The sequence below is a fragment of the Stenotrophomonas sp. KH_029 genome, assembly GCF_057839765.1.
Genome location: NZ_CM174498.1, coordinates 2,126,572 through 2,143,481, shown reverse-complemented (window position 1 = coordinate 2,143,481; position 16,910 = coordinate 2,126,572). Strand labels below are relative to the sequence as shown.

The following is a 16,910-nucleotide window of genomic DNA, read 5'->3' as shown; positions in this document are numbered from 1 at the left end:
AAGTACGCCGTCAACCGGCGGTCAGTGCCGCCTCGGGCGTGAAGAAGACGTCCGGTGTGTCGACGTGTCCGGCCATGGCCAGCCTCCTTCAGGCGGGTCCGGGGGTGGCGTCGATCTTCATGGGCGCGCGGAAACGCTTGAGCCGCAGCGCATTGACCAGCACGAAGATGCTCGACAGCGCCATCGCCGCCGCCGCGAAGATCGGCGACATCAAGGTGCCGTTCAACGGATACAGCGCGCCGGCCGCGACCGGGATCAGTACCGCGTTGTAGGCGAACGCCCAGAACAGGTTCTGCTTGATGTTGGCGATGGTGGCCTGGCTCAGTGCGATGGCGTTGATCACCCCGCGCAGGTCGCCGGCCATCAGCACCACGTCGGCCGCTTCGATCGCCACGTCGGTGCCGGTGCCGATGGCCAGGCCGACGTCGGCCTCGGCCAGCGCCGGCGCATCGTTGATGCCGTCGCCGACGAAGGCCACCCGCGCGCCGTTGACGCGGAACTTCTTGAGCGCGGCGACCTTGCCATCGGGCAGCACTTCGGCCGCCACTTCATCGATACCCAGCTGGCGCGCGATCGCCGCGGCCGTGGCGGCGTTGTCGCCGGTGATCATCGCCACCTTCAGTCCCAGCGCGTGCAGCGCCCTGATCGCCTCCGGGGTGGTTTCGCGGATCGGGTCGGCCACCGCGATCACCGCGGCCAGGCGGCCGTCGATGGCCGCATACAGCGGGCTCTTGCCCTCCTCGCCCAGCCGCTGGGCGGCTGCCAGGAAGGCGCTGACATCCAGGCCCAGGCGGGTCATGAAGCGGTCCGCGCCCACCGCCACCGTGTGCCCACCAACGGTGGCGGTCACGCCGAAGCCCGGCGTGGCGTCGAAGCCGTCGACCGCCGCCAGGGCGAGCCCGCGCTGGCTGGCGGCGGCTACGATGGCTTCGGCGATCGGGTGCTCGGAGCGGGTCTCCACGGCCGCGACCAGCGCAAGCACCTGGTCGTGGGTAAAGCCGTCGGCCGGCACCAGGTCGGTCAGCTCGGGGCGGCCCTTGGTCAGCGTGCCGGTCTTGTCCAGCGCCACCACGCTCACATCGCGCAGCGCCTGCAGCGCCTCACCCTTGCGGAACAGCACGCCCAGTTCGGCGGCGCGGCCGGTACCGACCATGATCGAGGTCGGCGTGGCCAGCCCCATCGCGCACGGGCAGGCGATGATCAGCACCGCCACCGCGTTGACCAGCGCGAAGGTCAGCGCCGGCGACGGGCCGAACACCAGCCAGACCAGGAAGGTCAGCGCCGCGGCGGCCATTACCGCCGGAACGAACCACAGGGTCACCTTGTCCACCAGCGCCTGGATCGGCAGCTTGGAACCCTGCGCCTCTTCGACCAGGCGGATGATCTGCGCCAGCACCGTGTTGGCGCCCACCCGGGTGACCCGGAAACTGAAGGCACCGGTCTTGTTGAGGGTGCCGCCGACCACCTCGTCGCCCACGTTCTTGGACACCGGCACCGGTTCGCCGGTGATCATGCTTTCATCCACGTACGAGGCGCCCTGGACGACTTGGCCGTCCACCGGCACCTTTTCGCCCGGGCGTACCAGCACCACGTCCCCGGCCGCCACCTGTTCCAGCGGGATCTCCACGGTGGCGCCGTCGCGCTCCACCCGCGCGGTCTTGGCCTGCAGCCCCACCAGCCGCTTGATCGCCTGCGAGGTGCGGCCCTTGGCGCGCGCTTCCAGGGTGCGTCCCAGCAGGATCAGGGTAACGATCACCACCGCCGCTTCGAAGTAGACGTTCGCCGTGCCTGGCGGAAGCACGCCCGGCACAAAGGTGGCCACCACTGAATAGCCATAAGCGGCCGCCGTACCCACCGACACCAGCGAGTTCATGTCCGGGCCACCGCGCAGCAATGCCGGCACGCCCTTGCGGAAGAAGCGCAGGCCCGGCCCGAACAGGACCAGGGTGGCCAGCGCGAACTGCAGGTACCAGCTGGTCTGCCGGCCCAGCGTATGCATGACCCAGTGGTGCATGGCCGGCACCAGGTGCGAGCCCATTTCCAGGATGAACACCGGCAGGGTCAGCACTGCGGCGATCAGCAGCGAACGGCGCAGTTCACGCCCTTCGGCCTCACGCCGCTCTGCATCCTGGTCACCCGCCGCACCGGCCGCTGCCGCCACCGGATGGGCGCTGTAACCGGCCTTGTCGATAGCTTCTACCAGGTCGGCAATGCCGACCACGCCGGCCAGGTGGCGCACCTGCACGTGCTCGGTCGCCAGGTTCACATTGGCATGGATGACGCCGGGAACCTGCCGCAAGGCCTTTTCCACCCGGCCCACGCAGGACGCGCAGGTCATGCCCTGGATCACCAGCGCGCTGGTTTCCTCGTGGACCGCATAGCCGGCCCCTTCGATCGCATCGACCACGGCCTGCGGATCGGCCGCGCCGATGAAGGTGACCTCGGCACGCTCGGTGGCAAGGTTGACCATGGCGGTGTTCACGCCGGGAACCGCGTTGAGGGCACGCTCGACGCGACCCACGCAGGAAGCGCACGTCATTCCCTTGACCGGAAGGCTGAGCCGCCCATGCGGCGGCTTGGTCGATCTGGGGTCTTGCTGGACAACGGCGGAAGCCATCGGGCTACCCCTTGAAAGTCTACGTTGGAACCAGCTTAGGGATTCCCACGGTGGGAAGGTCAAGGGCCCGGGACGAACTCGGTGAGTCGCCCGGGTGCCCCCCCCCCGCCCTGCCCGCGCTGAGAACTGCCTACCAGTTCGCCCGCAGGCCGGCCTGCCCGGACACTTCCCGGTAGCCACCGTCTCCCCGCTGGCCGCCCAGATCCGCCCAGGCCGACCAGCGCGGCCCCAGGGTCAGCTCGGCGCCGGCCCTGACTTCATAGCGGTTTGTGGGCAGTCCGCCCGCCAGCGGCTGGTCGGCGAAGCGCAGCCGGTTGTCGGTGGTCTCGTGCATCCAGTCGAGCGTCACGAATGGCTGCACGCGGTTGCCGCTGCCGGTGCTGCCGTGGCCGAAGACGCGCACGCCGATCCTGGTAGCCAGGCCGCCCGCATCGCCGCCGTCGATGACGGTGCCGTTGGCTTCGGTCAGGATGCTCCTCCAGCCCAGCTGCAGTGATGCACGGTCCTGTGGGGCGCCTACAGCCGGATCGTCATTCTCCACCGCAGCCTCCGGGCGCATTCCGGCGCGCCGCTGCAGGGTTGCAATCGCCCAGCCTGCCGATCCCCGCCGGTCGCATCGGGGCGTCGCCACTGCCGCGGCACGCCAACCATGGGCCGGCGCGCCGGCTGTCGCCGTACACAGGCAGCTGCCGCCTGCGCATGGCGTTGCTCAGTCAAACGCAATGCCGAAGCCGATATTGAACAGCGCCTGGTCGCCGCGTGCCGCCGACACGCCGGCATTCACGTTGTAGCGGCCGCCGCGGCTCCAGCGCGACAGACCCACGCCGAATGCGGACTCGCCACGGTAGCGGGCGACACCTGCATTCAGCGTGACCTTTCCGGGCAGATTGGGGGTGACCTGCACCAGCGCGGCCGACGCGGCGATGCCACGGTTGATCTGGCGATGCATGTGGCCGATGTCTTCATTCATGCTGCTCCACAGTGCATCAACGCGTTGGTCGGTGTAGCTGTTTGCTGATGCCATCTGCTCGCGCAGCTGGTCCACGTTGATGGCGTCGGTTTCATATACCGCCGCAGCGACGTTGCCCACCTGGCGTTCGGCACCCACCGTACCCACTGACACGCTGTCGGCACGATCGGCCACCGCACCGGCACCCAACGCCACGGCATTGTCCGCGCTGGCAACCGCCCCGGCGCCAGCCGCGACCGCACCTTCGCCGCTGGCCGCTGCCGGTGCACCATTGGCGACCAGTTCCGTGCTGCCAGTGGCGCCGTAGTAGGGCAACCCGCTGCCGCCGCCGCCCTGCCCACCCAGTGCGTCGACACGACCATCCAGCGCCTCGATGCGCTCCACCAGCCCATCACGCATCGCGGCGAACTGGCCACCGTTGACGGCCTGGCGGCTGCCCAGGTCGATGAGCCCGTCGGCCACGTTGCCCAGCACCGTGCCCGCGGAACCACCGAACATCACTTGATCGCGCCCGCTACCAGCGGAATAGCCCACCGCGTCGCGCATCTGGCCATCATCCCCGACCAAGCCCGCCGCCTTCAACTGGCGCAGGTTGATCGCATCGGTGTCCTCGCTGGCGTCGGCAACGTTGACCAGCTGGCGTTCGTTTCCTGCCACGCCGATGGCGACGGTGTTGGACCGAGTAGCCGCAGAGCCGGCACCCAGGGCGACGCTGCCCTCCGCGCTGGAATGGGCGGCGTGGCCGATCGCGGTGGCCGCAGTGCCATTCGCGCTGGTGACTGCGCCGAGGGCCAGCGCGCCGCTGCCGTTGGCATTTGCATCGTCGCTGCCGTCGGCTGCACCGTCCACCTTCATGTAACGGCTGTCCTGCGGCTGTGCGGCGGCCAGCACCTGCTGCATTTGCCCGACATTGACCGCATCCGTGATGGCCTGGCCACTGGAGATACCCTTGAGCTGGCGCGCGCCGGCCGTGCCAGTGAAATCCACACGACTGCCGCCCTGTGCGGCGCCTACGCTGACCGTGGCATTCACGGTGGCCTGCTGCACCAGCCCGGCCTGGCCACTGCCCCACTCCACCAGTTGGCGGTGCACGTCAAGGATATCGCCGGCATTGACCGTGGTTCGGGCATCCAGCGCCAGCAGGCCGCCGTCCACTGCCGAGAGCGCGGCACCGACATCGGTATAGCTGCCTTGCTGCAGGTCGTAGCGCGGCCCGGTGACTGCGCCGGTGACTGCGTCGAACGTGGCGCCACCGCCCAGCGCGGCGATTGCCGCCCGCAGCTGGCTGGCATTGACCACATCGGCGCCTTGGGTACCGTTGGCGACATTGATCAGCTGCCGGCCCAGGCCTGCGGCGCTGTTGCCGATCGACAGCACGTTGTCACGGTCGGCGACCGCACCGGCGCCCAGTGCAATCGCATTGATGCCGCCGGCGCTGGCCCCGGCACCGATGGCGATGCCGCCTTCGGTTGCGGCATTGGCGCCGTTGCCGACGGCCAACGCATTGCGCGCAGTCGCCGCCGCAGCACTGCCCATCGCCACGCTGTGGGTGCCACTGGCCTGCGCGGCATCACTGCCGTCCCCCTCGGCCTGGAAATAGCGCTGCACCGGCAGCGCGGTGCCCTTCAGGTCATCCAGCCCGGCGCGCTGTGCGGCAACGCGGCCGTCCAGGTCCAGCAGGGCACTGCCGATGCTGCCATGATCTGTACCCGCCACCGTATAGACCGGCGGGTTCCACTGCCCGTCCGCGCCCATATGCGCGCCGCCACCCAGGCCAGCGGCGGCGGTTTGCGCCGTCTCGTGCAGCTGCGCCAGGGTTACCGCGTCGTCGCTGTCTACGCCTGCGGCCATACCGCGCAGCGTGCGCGCCCCCTGGGTGCCCACCAGCTGGACCGCGGCACCGTCGTGCAACGCGCCCATGGTGAGGGCACTGCCCGGCGACACCTGGCCGACCAGGCCGATGCTGCCCTCATGCAGGCGTTCGATGACCCGGTTGACAGTCAGATCCAACGTGGACAGCCCACCGTCGAGCGCAGCGATAGCGCCACCCACGGTCGATTGGACGCCGCCGTTGGCCAGGTCATAACGCGGTGCGGTTACTCCCCCCAGTGCGTCTACGCCTGCGCCTCCCCCCAGAGCGGCGGCGGCGGCACGCAACTGCTGCACGGTCGTGGCATCGTTGATGGCAGTGCCGTCGGCCAGGTTTTCGATCTGTCGGCGGCGGGTGGTGGAGCCCACCGCGAAGGTGGCAGTGCCACGGGTCTGTGCCCCCTGGCCAATGGCAACGCTGTTTGCATGCGTGGCGCGTGCACCGGCACCGATCGCCGAGGCGTACTGCCCGGTGGCCGAAGCGGCATTGCCCAGCGCGATGCCGCGCTCGCCAGTGGCGGTCGCGGCGGCGCCGAGGGCGGTCACCACCGTGCCCTGGCCATTGGCCTGGAAACCCACGGCAGTGGCATTCCAGGTCGCCCGTGACGAAGCGCCCACGGCGGTGGCGCCACTGGTGCCGCTGCCGTTGTCGCTGTTGGCGCTGGCGCCGTAGCCCACCGCAACCGCATTGCTGCCGGCGGCGATGGTGTTGCTGCCCAGCGCCAGCGCGGCCATGTTGGCACCGTTGGTAGCGGGACGCGCGATGGCATTGCTGCCGATGGCGATCATATTGACGCCTGTGGTGCTGGCGGCGGTGGCGTTGGCACCGGCGTTGACCACCAGCAATGCATCATCGACGTCGGCCTGCACCGCTGCGCCGGTGATGCCCGCCTGGTCGGTATGTGCAAGGTCGCATGGCGGAGTGGTAGCGTCCTGGTCCTGCGCTGCGCACAGTAGCTCGCTGATATCGCTGGCCAGTACGCTCGGGCTGGCCAGGGCCATGCCCAGGGCAACCAGCGCCGCACCGGCACCCGCACGGGCGCGACGGCGACCGCGGGCCAGCTCCGATGCCACCACCCATTTGCCGGTGGCGGCATTCCAGACGATTCGGTAGATGCAGTTCATGGTTTTCTCCGTTGGCGCACGCGCCGGTGGGGTGGATGGGCCGCGACGTGCCGGCATGGGATGAATGCTAGGCAGCCGCACGCGACCAGCGAATCGGACCGGGCCTAAACCGGTCGCGACATCACCCTTGGAATGCTTTTTAATTCAGTGGGTTGCCAAATTTTCACGGCAACATTGGGACCGGTCCTATGCGGGCGCGGCGAACCGCGCCCGCTCAGGGTCAGTCGCCCAGGACCACGCCGACGCCCATGCGCAGGATCGGCTTGTCGCCCCGTGCCATGGACGCGCCACCATTGATGTTCAACCGGCCGTTGTCGGACCAGCGCGACACGCCCACGCCCATCGCGGTTTCGCTGCGGTAATTGGCAAGGTTGGCATTGATCGTGGTCTTGCCCGGCAGGTACGGCGTCATCGGGGCCAGGGCGGCCGCAGCGGCGATGCCGCGGTTGGCCTGGCGGTTGACGTGGCCCAGGCGTCGTTCCAACCCGCTCCATGCATCCTGTACCCGGTCATCGGCATAGCCCTTGGCATCGGCGACCCCCTGCTGCAGCTGCCCCAGGTTGACCGCATCGGTCCCACGTTCGCCGGCTGCGACGTTGGTCAGCTGGCGTTCGGCGCCTTCACGGCCGATCGAGACCGTGTCCTGGCGGTCGGCAATGGAGCCGGCACCCAATGCGACACTGTTGTCGGCGATGGCCTCGGCACCGGCACCTGCCGCTACCGTACCCTGCCCGATCGCCTGCGCCGGCTGCTCGCCGTCCGCATCGCCCGGCTGCGGGTTGGCCTCATAGTAGGGCGGGTTGCCGCCGGGCGCGCCACCGCCGCTTTCCAATGCGCCGACGCGGTCATCGAGGTCGCCGATGCGGCCCTGCAACTGGTCGCGCAGCGCGGCGACCTGGCCGCCATTGACCGCTTCACGGCTACCTGTGGCGATGCGGCCGTCGGCCACGTTGGCCAGCACGGTGCCGTTGGCGCCACTGAAGGTGACCGTGCCGCGATCGCTGCCGGCATCGTAGATGACCGCATCCATCAGTTCGCCATCGTCGCCGACCAGGCCTGCCGAACGCAGCTGGCGCAGGTTCACCGCGTCCGTGTCCTCGGTGCCATCGGCCACGTGGGCAAGTTGGCGCTCGCTGCCGGCCGCACCGATCGACACCGTGTTGGCGCGGTCGGCCACGGCACCGGCACCCAACGCGACACTGTTGTCGGCCAGGGCCTGGGCGCCATTGCCCAGCGCGACGCTGCTGGCGCCGCCGGCCTGCGCCGATGCGCCGACGGCGACGGCGAGGTGACCGTCGGCGCGGGCGTCGTCGCTGCCATCATTGGCGCCGTCGGCACGCAGGTAGCGGTTGCTGCCCGCGCGCAGGTCGTCGACCGCGCTGGTCAGCTGCCCCACGTTGACAGCGTCGCTGTCTTCGGTGCCTGCAGCCACCCCGGTGAGCTGACGCTCGCCTGCGGTGCCGCGGAAATCGACCGTGCTGCCGCCGGTGGCGGCAGCCACGGTGATGTCGGCACCCGCACCGGCCTGGCGCACCAGGCCGGCATCGCCGTTGCCGAGCTCGACCAGTTGTTCGCGCAGGGTGGTGATGTCGCCCTCGTTGCGCGTCACTCGCGTGTCGAGGGTGGTCAACGTGCCATCCAGCGCGTCCAGCGCCGCACCGACGTTGTCATGCTCGCTACCCTGCACCTGGTAGCGCGGACCGGTCACCATGCCGCTGGCGGCATCATGGGCGGCACCGCCACCGAGACCGGCGACAACAGGCTGGAGCTGCTGCACATTGACCGCGTCGGTGGCCTCGGTACCGTTGGCCACGTTGATGACCTGGCGGGTGCCATTGCCGCCCATGCCCCAACCCACCGACAGCACATTGTCACGATCGGCCACGGCATCGTTGCCCAGCGCGATGGAGTTGGTGCCAGTCGCGCGTGCGTTGGCGCCGATGGCGACAGCACCATCACCGCGCTCGGCATTGGCGCCCCAGCCGATCGCCACGCCCTGTGCCGCCGTGGCCGTGGCGCTGCTGCCCACCGCGACGGCGCGGTTGCCGCTGGCCTGGGCGTCATCGCCGGCCGCCTGGCCGTCGGCCTTGAAGTAGCGATCCGCGTCGTCCAGCGCGTCGCGCAGGTCGGCCAGGTCACTGCCGTTGTCGGCCACGCGTCCATCCAGGTTGGTCAATGCGTCGCCGGCGTTGTTGTAGCGATTGCCGTCGATATCGTAAGCGGGTGCGGTGATGCGACCGTCGGCCGCCACCGCTGCTCCACCGCCCAGGGCATCGGCAACCGATTGCGCGGTGTCCTTGAGCTGGGCCAGGTTCACCGCTTCGTCGGCGGCGGTGGCCGCAGCGACCCCGGCCAGGCGACGCGCACCGGCGGTACCGGTGAAATCGATCGCCTGGCCGTCGGTAGCCGCACCCACGGTCAGGTCGGCCCCTGCCTGGGCCTGCTGGACCAGGCCGATACGGCCGTTGTCGATATCGGTGCTGAGCTGGTTGACGGTGGTGGTGGTTGCGGTCAAGCCGGTGTCGATGCCAACCAGGGCACCCTCCACGGTGGTGTGCGTGCTGCCATCTGCCAGCGTATAGGTCGGTGCGGTGATGCTGCCGTTGGCGGCCACATCGGCCCCGCCGCCAAGGGCCTGCACGGCACCACGCAGCTGCTGCACGATGGCCGCGTCGTTACCCTGGGTGCCGGCGGCCACGTTGATCACCTGACGGCGCAATGTCGTGCTGCCCACCGATACGGTGTCCTCGCGGTTGGCCACAGAGGAGCGACCGATGGCCACGGCGCCATTGGCCGTTGCCTGGCTTGAGCCACCCAACGCGATACCGCCATTGGCGGACACCGATGCGTTGTCGCCCATCGCCACGGCCTGCTCGGCGCTGCCACGCGCGCCCCGGCCCACGGCGACACCGCCAGAGCCGCTGGCTGCGGCGTTGAAGCCGACCGCCACGCCATTCCAGCCAGCGGCATTGGCGCCTGCACCCACCGCCACCGAACCAGCCGCACCCTGCGCGTTCTGGCTGTTGGCCGCGGCGCCGTAACCGATCGCCACCGCGTTGTTGCCCTGCGTGGTGGCATTGGTACCTACCGCGATGGCGTTGCTCATGTTGCCGTCGGCATCGCCGATGGCCTGCGCATTGCTGCCGATCGCGATCGAGCCCTGGCCGGCGGCGCTGGCCGCCGTGCCCGTGCCGTTGACCTTGACGTACTGGTCATCGACGGTGGCCTGCACGCCAATGCTGCGCGGCGCCTGCGCGGTCGCGGCGGCAATGCCGTCGACATCGTCAGGCGCGGTGCAGTCACCGTGCGAATCGACGATGCCGGCGCTACCGTCGCTGCGCTCGCAGGTGTCCACAGGGGCCGTGTCGCCAGCCCAAACGGGCATGCACACCGCCAACAACCCGGCGACGGCAAGCCCGCGGACCAAACCGGTGCCCGAGGCGCGCTTGCGACGACCGGAAGCCAATTCCGAAGCGACGACCCATTTGCCGAGAGCTGCGTTCCAGACGATGCGATAAATGCAGTTCATGATTTTCTCCGTAGGCGTAGGCGCCTGGTTGAGCGAACAAGTCGGAAGCCGGCCGCAGCCGTTTCTACGGAGGAAATGCTAGGCGTCCAGGACCTGCCGTCGAATCGGACCAGGCCCAATTCGGCTCTGGGCCCGCACTGAATCGGCCACGAAAATCAACGCCATAGGCCACTCCATCGGCCGTTATCAGACCGGTCCGAGGTAGACACTCCCCCCACGATCGCCGCTACCGGCAGTGGCGGGGCCAAACCCGCGCACGCCACCGCGGCCGGCCAGGCCGCCTGCGTCGCCATCGTCGATGACGATCTTCATTCAGTCGTTCCCTGCGGAGCTCCGCAGCGGGCGGGTGCGCAGCTCCACTGCGGCTGTTTTACCCGTGGAATGGCACGCTCGGCTGCGCCTGCGCCGTGGCTTTTTCAGCCGGGTCCTATGGGACGCATACGGCCAGCTCGCCATTCTCCACCGCAACCTCCGGGCGCATTCGGACGCGCCGTTGCGGGAGGGCAACCGCCACCATGACCAACCCCGTCGGTCGCCTCCAGGGGTTGCCCATGCCGCCGCGCACGCGCCCATCGATGGACCGGCGCGCTCCTTGTCGCCGCACGCAGGCGCCCTGCCCTGCACATTATTGGAAGCCCCCATGTTTGAAGCACTACGACGCCGTTTCGGCGCGCCGGTCGCCGCAGGCGATGGCGTCCATCGGGACGTGGTGGCATTGCACCGCCACCATCGACGCCTGCTGTTCGCCGGCGGCAGTCTGCTCACCCTGGTCATCGTGCTGGGCATGCTGGCGGCCGTCGCCGTGCACGTGGATGGCTACCATGCCGAGCGCAAGGCCGCGTTCCGGCGCGCCGCCGCGGCATTGAATACGGCCTTGGCGCAACGCGATGTCGACCTGGTGCGCCTGCAGAACATGGCCGAGTATGCCTGGCGGCATCCGCCGGAGGCCTGGACCAGCGGTTTCGACAGTGCCGACCCGGTGGCCGCGTTCCTGCAGCACGACCAGCGCGACCTGGCCAACGCCGGCGCCGACAGCGTGCCGCAGATGGTACTGGGCCAGGGCACGTCGAACTGGACCCAGGCGCGCCTGCGGCACTATCTACGCTTCGCCACCGCGCTGTCGATCATCCTCAGCGTGTCCAGTACCGATCCGCAGCAGGCCGCCGCACAGCCGGCGTTCTTCCATGACGCCAGCGGTCGGTTGCTGGTACTCAACCAGGGCCTGACCGAAACCCAACTGGACCGATCCCTGCAGGTGGACAACCGCAGCGCCCTGTTCAAGCAGTTGCTGGCCTACGGACGGCTGGCGCCACCGACCCATTCGGGCCACACCATCGCCGGCCTGCACCCGACCCGCCAGGACGCGCGGGTGCGGCGCGGGGTCGCCCTGCATCCGGTCACCGGCCAACCCAGCCTGGTCTCTGCGCTGTCGGTGCTGGATGGCGACAGGGCGATAGGCACCTTCGTCGCCTTCGAGCCGCTGGCCCGGTTCGCCGACCTGCTCAAGCGCAGCGGCGATGACCATCTGATGGTGCTGGCGCCCAACGGCCGGGTGCTGCTGGGCGCCGGCCATGGCCCACGCCCGGTGCCGCTGGCGGCACTGCACGCCAGCGGCCTGTGGACGCCCGAGCGCGCCGCACTGACCCGGCACAGCCAGCACGGGCGCTACTACATCGCCGACCTGGTGCACGACACCGACTGGTCGCTGGTGGATGTGTACCGGTGGCAGGACATCGTGCGCGATGGTGGCCCGACACTGGCCGCCACCGTGCTGCTGGGCATGGGCCTGGTGGCCGGTGTGTGGGTGCTGCTGCTGCGCCTGGACCGCCGCGTGCTGGCCCCGCTGATGGCGCGCGCGGTGCATGTCTACCAGAGCGAGGACGTCAACCGCGCCCTGATCGGAATGTCGCCGGTCGGTCTGTGCCTGATCGATATCGAACGCAACCGCCCGGTGCTGCAGAACGAGCTGGTCGGCAACTATGCGGCCGGCGCCGATTCGGTGGGCGAATCGCTGTACCAGAACCTGGTCAACGGCTTCGCCTCCGCGCGCGCTGCCGGCGTGGGGCGCGAGTACCAGATGGCGGTGCCCGACCCGCGCGGCGGCACCGCCCGGCAACTACTGGTGGGCGCTGCACGCGCCACCTACCAGGATCGTCCGGTGCTGCTGTGCGCGCTGCGCGATCTGACCGAACGGATCCAGCTGGAAGAGCGCCAGGATCGCGCCCGCATCGAAGCCGAGACCGCCAGCCAGGCCAAGACCATGTTCGTGGCCACCATCAGCCACGAGCTGCGTACGCCGTTGCACGGCATTCTTGGCCACCTGGAGCTGCTGGCACGTTCGTCGCTGGACGACGCCCAGCAGGAGCGGCTGTCGCGGGTGACCCAATCGGCCGACGCCCTGCTGGCCACCATCAGCGACGTGCTGGAACTGTCCAGCATCGAGTCGGGCGAGCTGGGGATAGACGATGCACCGTTCGAGCCGGCACAGCTGCTGGAACGGGTGGCGATGCTGTATGCGCCGCTTGCCCTGGAGCGCAGCGTGGACCTGGACGTGGCGCTGGCCGAATGCACCGGCATGCCCTACCGCGGCGCCCAGGCAAGGATCGAACAGGTGGTGCGCAACCTGGTCAGCAACGCGGTCAAGTTCACCTTGTCCGGGCGCATCGTGCTGCGCGCCGGCATGCGCGAGCATGAGGGGCGCACCCTTCTGTGCCTGGAAGTGGCCGACTCCGGGATCGGATTGAGCGCGGCGCAATGCGTGCGCCTGTTCGAACCCTATGTGCAGGCCGATGCCTCGATCCGCTCCCGCTTTGGCGGCAGTGGCCTTGGCTTGTGGTTGTGCCACCAACTGGTGGAACGGATGGGCGGCAGCATCGCCGTGGACAGCACGCCCGGGGTGGGCAGCGTATTTCGCGTGGAGGTGCCGGTACAACGGCTGGCGGCGCCAGCGGCGGCGTATCCGCTGCAGGGCATGCGGCTGGGCCTGGTCTCGCGCTCGGCCAACTGGCGTGCCGAACTGGTACGCCGGCTGGAGGGCTGGGGCGCACAGGTGACGGTGTGCGCGGATCTGGACGAAGCGCCCACCGACGCGGTGGCGCCCGATGCGGTGCTGGTGTTCGAGCGCTCGGCCAATGCGCTGGACCTGCCGTTGGCATCGCGTTCGCAGGCCCCGCTGGTGCGGGTACGCACCGATGGGCCGTTGAGCGCACAACGACAGACCACCGACTGGTGTGTTTCCTGCTACGCCAGCGATGCCCTGCTGCAACTGCTGTGCAGCCTGCCCAGGACGGCGGCGATCGACAGCTACGTGCTGCCATGACGCCCTCGCCGGCGCCGCGGCGGATGGCAACTTTGCGCCGGTTGGCGCACCATCGGCCGATGAGCGCGCCCTCCCGCCCGGTTGAACGATTGTCCCTGCTCCGCCGCCACCAGCGCCGATTGCTGTTTGGCGGCGGCCTGCTGGTGACCGTGCTGATCCTGTCTACCGCCGCGATCAGCGTCCTGCTGGGCATCCGCGAATTCCACAGCGGACAGCGCCAGCAGTATCTGCATGCGCGCGAGGCGCTGGACCTGCATCTGAGCCAGCGCGACCGTGCCTATGCCAGTGCGATCAACGCCAACGACGCGTTATGGGGCTCCCAGCGGGGGGGGCTGGAACGCAACGGCGAGCCGCTGCGCCAGGCCTTCGCCGCCGCCGGCGAGCAGCTGGTGGTGCGCGCCCCGGGCAAGACCGCCGTGCCATGGCTGGTGCTGGGCCGCGATACCGGGCAGATGCCGGCCGCGGAACTGGCTGCCTACATGGGCCTGGTCCAGGAGTACTCCTCCTACGCAGCGGTGAGCATCACCGCGCTGCAGGCCGGGCCCACGTTCTGGATGTACGTCTACGATCCCTCGCGGCGGCTGCTGGCGGTCACCGGGGTACGCGACGAAGTCGAACTGCTGCAGGCGCTCAAGGTGGGCACCCGCGCGCAGGCCTTCGAGCGCCTGACCGCCAATGAAGAACGGCTGGCCGGTGTCCATCCGGCTGCCGGGCCGCTGCAGAGCGCCTACGGACAGGGCCGGATGGTGTCCTTCATGGGGCAGAACCCGATGACCCAGCGCCCCGCGCTGGTCGGCATGCTGACCCTGGCCGCGCACGATGAGGTCTACTTCCGGCATGTGAACTTCGAACGCCTGGACCAGGTCCAGGCGCGGCTGGCCGCAGCCAGCCCAGGCGCTTTCCTGGTGGTCACCAATGGCGGCCAACGGGTACTGGCCAGCGGCGCGGTACCCGCCGACGCCGAGGCGGCCCTGCGCGGGCTGACGCTGCCGCTGCCGCAGGACGCGCCGCTGGCCCTGCATCAGCAAGGTCTGTTCATGATCGCCGGCCCGATCCGCGGCGTGGACTGGACGCTGGTGCACTTCTACCGCTGGTCGGGCCTGCTGGCCGACCAGCGCGACGATCTGTTGCTGCGTGCCGGCGCGACGTTGCTGATCCTGGGCATCCTGTGGGGGTTGTTGCTGCTGCTGGATCGCCGCGTGTTCGCGCCCGCGCTTGCCGATGCCTCGCGGGTGTATGAGAGCGAGGCGTTGAGCCGCACCATCATCGAGGCCACGCCGGTGGGCCTGTGCCTGCTCGATCCGAGCGACGGCACGCCGCTGGCAGAGAACGAGGTGGCCCACGCCATCGCCGCCCATGCACCGGCGCTGCGCCCGCTGTATGCCGGACTGGCCGCCCACGTGCATCGCCAGGCCGACGCGGCGCCACAGGAATTCCACTGGACCCTGGACAGCGACGATGGCAGTGCCCGCCAGCTGCAGGTGGTGATGGCCGCTGCTTCCTACCAGGACCAGCCGGTCTGGGTGTGCGCGCTGCGCGATGTCACCGCGCAGATGGAACTGCAGGAAAAGCTGGATGCCGCCCGCGAGGATGCCGAACGGGCGCGCCTGGCCGCCGAATCGGCCAGCCGTGCCAAGAGCGCCTTCGTTGCCACCATGAGCCACGAAATCCGCACGCCGCTCAATGGCGTGCTCGGCCACCTGGAGTTGCTGTCGCGTTCGCGCCTGGAGGCGGCCCAGCACGAACACCTGGACCGCATCCGGCTGTCGGCCGATGCACTGATGGCTACCATCAGCGACGTGCTGGACTTCTCCAAGATCGAAGTCGGGCAACTGGATATCGACCCGGTGCCGTTCGGCCTGCGCGCATTGATCGAGCAGTCCGCCCTGCTGTACGCCCCGGCAGCGCAGCAGAAGGGGCTGAAGCTGTTCCATGCGGTCGATCCGGGCCTGGCCGCCAGCTACGTGGCCGATGCGCACCGGATCGGCCAGATCCTCAACAACCTGCTGAGCAACGCCATCAAGTTCACCGATGACGGCCGGGTGCTGCTGCGGGTATTGCCGGCACCGGACAGTACCGACGCTGCGCCGATGTTGCGCTTCCAGGTGGTGGACAGCGGCATCGGCATGACCGCCGCGCAGATGGAACACCTGTTCCAGCCGTTCTCGCAGGCCGACGCCAGCATCTCGCGGCGTTACGGCGGCACCGGCCTGGGCCTGGCGCTGTGCCAGCAGTTGGCCCAGCTGCTCGGCGGAGGCCTGCAGGCCGACAGTACGCCCGGGGTGGGCAGCCTGTTCACCCTGGATGTGCCGGCCGCGCCGGCCGCCGATGCAGCGACTGCGGCGACACCGCTGCAGGGCGTGTCGATCACCCTGTTGTCGGCTGCCGCGGAATGGCGCGCCGAATTCGACACCCTGTTCGGTGGGCTGGGTGCGGCACTGGCCGTGCTGGATCGCCCGCGCAGCATGGACGGCCACGATGCGGTGCTGGTGATCGTCGGCGAACGGCGCGCGTGGAGCGAAGAAGAAGAGCAACGGTTGGTGGAAGCACATACGCGGGTGGTGCGCGCCCACAGCGCCGGGCCGTTGGTGGCGCGCCAGGTGGACGGGCAGCTGCAGGTGTCCTGCTATTCCAGCAGTGCCCTGGTCGATGCGATCCTGGTCCAGGTACCGTCCCCATCGTCGTCATCGGCGCCGCCGCTGGCGACGATGGGCCAGCGCGGGCGCGTGCTGCTGGTGGAAGACAACCCGGTCAACCGCGAACTGATCCAGCAGCAGCTGGAGGAACTCGGTTTCCTGGTCGATACCGCCGACAACGGCCAGCTCGGCCTGCAACGCTGGCAACCGGGGTACTACGCTGCGGTACTGACCGATATCAACATGCCGGTGATGAACGGCTATGAGCTGGCCCAGGCATTGCGAGGGCGCGGCGAACAGCGGGCGATCCTGGCCATCACCGCCACCGCGCTGTCCAGCGAACGCGAGCGATGCCGCGCCGCCGGCATCACCGACCTGCTGCTCAAGCCGATGAGCCTGGCCGCACTGGACCGCATGCTGACCCGCCACCTCGGCCACGCCCCGGCTGCCGCGCCCGCCGCCGAACCCATCGAACCGGCCGTATCGCCGGTGCCTGCCCGACAGTTCCCGCCCCGCGTGCTGCGCCTGTTCGTGGACAGCGGGCGGGATGACCTGGGCCAACTGCAACAGGCATTGGACGCCGGCGATACGCAACGTGCGATCGATCGCCTGCATGCGTTCAAGGGCGCGCTGCAGATGCTGGGCGAGCAGGCGCTGGCACAACGCTGCGGGGCGTTCGAGCAGGACCTGGCCGATACCGCGGTGCAGACGCTGCAGGCGCCGCTGCAGGCCTTGGCCGATGACCTGGCCGGGGTGCTGGATGCGTATGCGGCGCGGCTGGACTGAACGCAGCCGGACGGGGCCAAATAGGCCAGGTCCGATGGGGTGATGCAGCGGCTTGGCCG

General features: G+C 69.4%; 7 protein-coding genes and 1 pseudogene. 2 read left to right on the top strand and 6 right to left on the bottom strand.

Annotated features, from left to right (window positions below; genetic code table 11):
• Positions 1–88: 88 nt before the first annotated feature.
• From AC3ITM_RS09785 to AC3ITM_RS09760, 6 genes and pseudogenes are all read right to left on the bottom strand, one after another.
• On the bottom strand, positions 89–2,617 hold the full coding sequence (locus AC3ITM_RS09785) for a heavy metal translocating P-type ATPase (RefSeq protein ID WP_489269983.1): 2,529 nt from the start codon (positions 2,615–2,617) through the stop codon (positions 89–91).
• A gap of 130 nt (positions 2,618–2,747) precedes the next feature.
• On the bottom strand, positions 2,748–3,158 hold the full coding sequence (locus tag AC3ITM_RS09780) for an autotransporter outer membrane beta-barrel domain-containing protein (RefSeq protein ID WP_489269982.1): 411 nt from the start codon (positions 3,156–3,158) through the stop codon (positions 2,748–2,750).
• 168 nt (positions 3,159–3,326) lie between these two features.
• Positions 3,327–6,581 carry an ESPR-type extended signal peptide-containing protein gene (locus AC3ITM_RS09775; protein WP_489269981.1) on the bottom strand — a complete coding sequence of 1,085 codons (3,255 nt, stop codon included), beginning with the start codon at positions 6,579–6,581 and terminating at the stop codon, positions 3,327–3,329.
• A gap of 220 nt (positions 6,582–6,801) precedes the next feature.
• Complete coding sequence (locus tag AC3ITM_RS09770) at positions 6,802–9,966, bottom strand: YadA family autotransporter adhesin (protein WP_489270073.1); 3,165 nt, start codon at positions 9,964–9,966, stop codon at positions 6,802–6,804.
• A gap of 21 nt (positions 9,967–9,987) precedes the next feature.
• A pseudogene (locus AC3ITM_RS09765) lies at positions 9,988–10,110 on the bottom strand (ESPR domain-containing protein); the annotation flags it as partial.
• A gap of 186 nt (positions 10,111–10,296) precedes the next feature.
• Positions 10,297–10,422 (bottom strand): hypothetical protein, encoded by a 126-nt coding sequence (locus tag AC3ITM_RS09760; protein WP_489269980.1) that lies wholly within the window; start codon positions 10,420–10,422, stop codon positions 10,297–10,299.
• A 328-nt stretch (positions 10,423–10,750) separates the two neighbouring features.
• Here AC3ITM_RS09760 and AC3ITM_RS09755 point away from each other — a divergent pair, with 328 nt between their 5' ends.
• On the top strand, positions 10,751–13,429 hold the full coding sequence (locus tag AC3ITM_RS09755) for an ATP-binding protein (protein WP_489269979.1): 2,679 nt from the start codon (positions 10,751–10,753) through the stop codon (positions 13,427–13,429).
• A gap of 89 nt (positions 13,430–13,518) precedes the next feature.
• Positions 13,519–16,851 carry a hybrid sensor histidine kinase/response regulator gene (locus tag AC3ITM_RS09750; protein WP_489269978.1) on the top strand — a complete coding sequence of 1,111 codons (3,333 nt, stop codon included), beginning with the start codon at positions 13,519–13,521 and terminating at the stop codon, positions 16,849–16,851.
• The last annotated feature ends 59 nt before the right edge of the window (positions 16,852–16,910 follow it).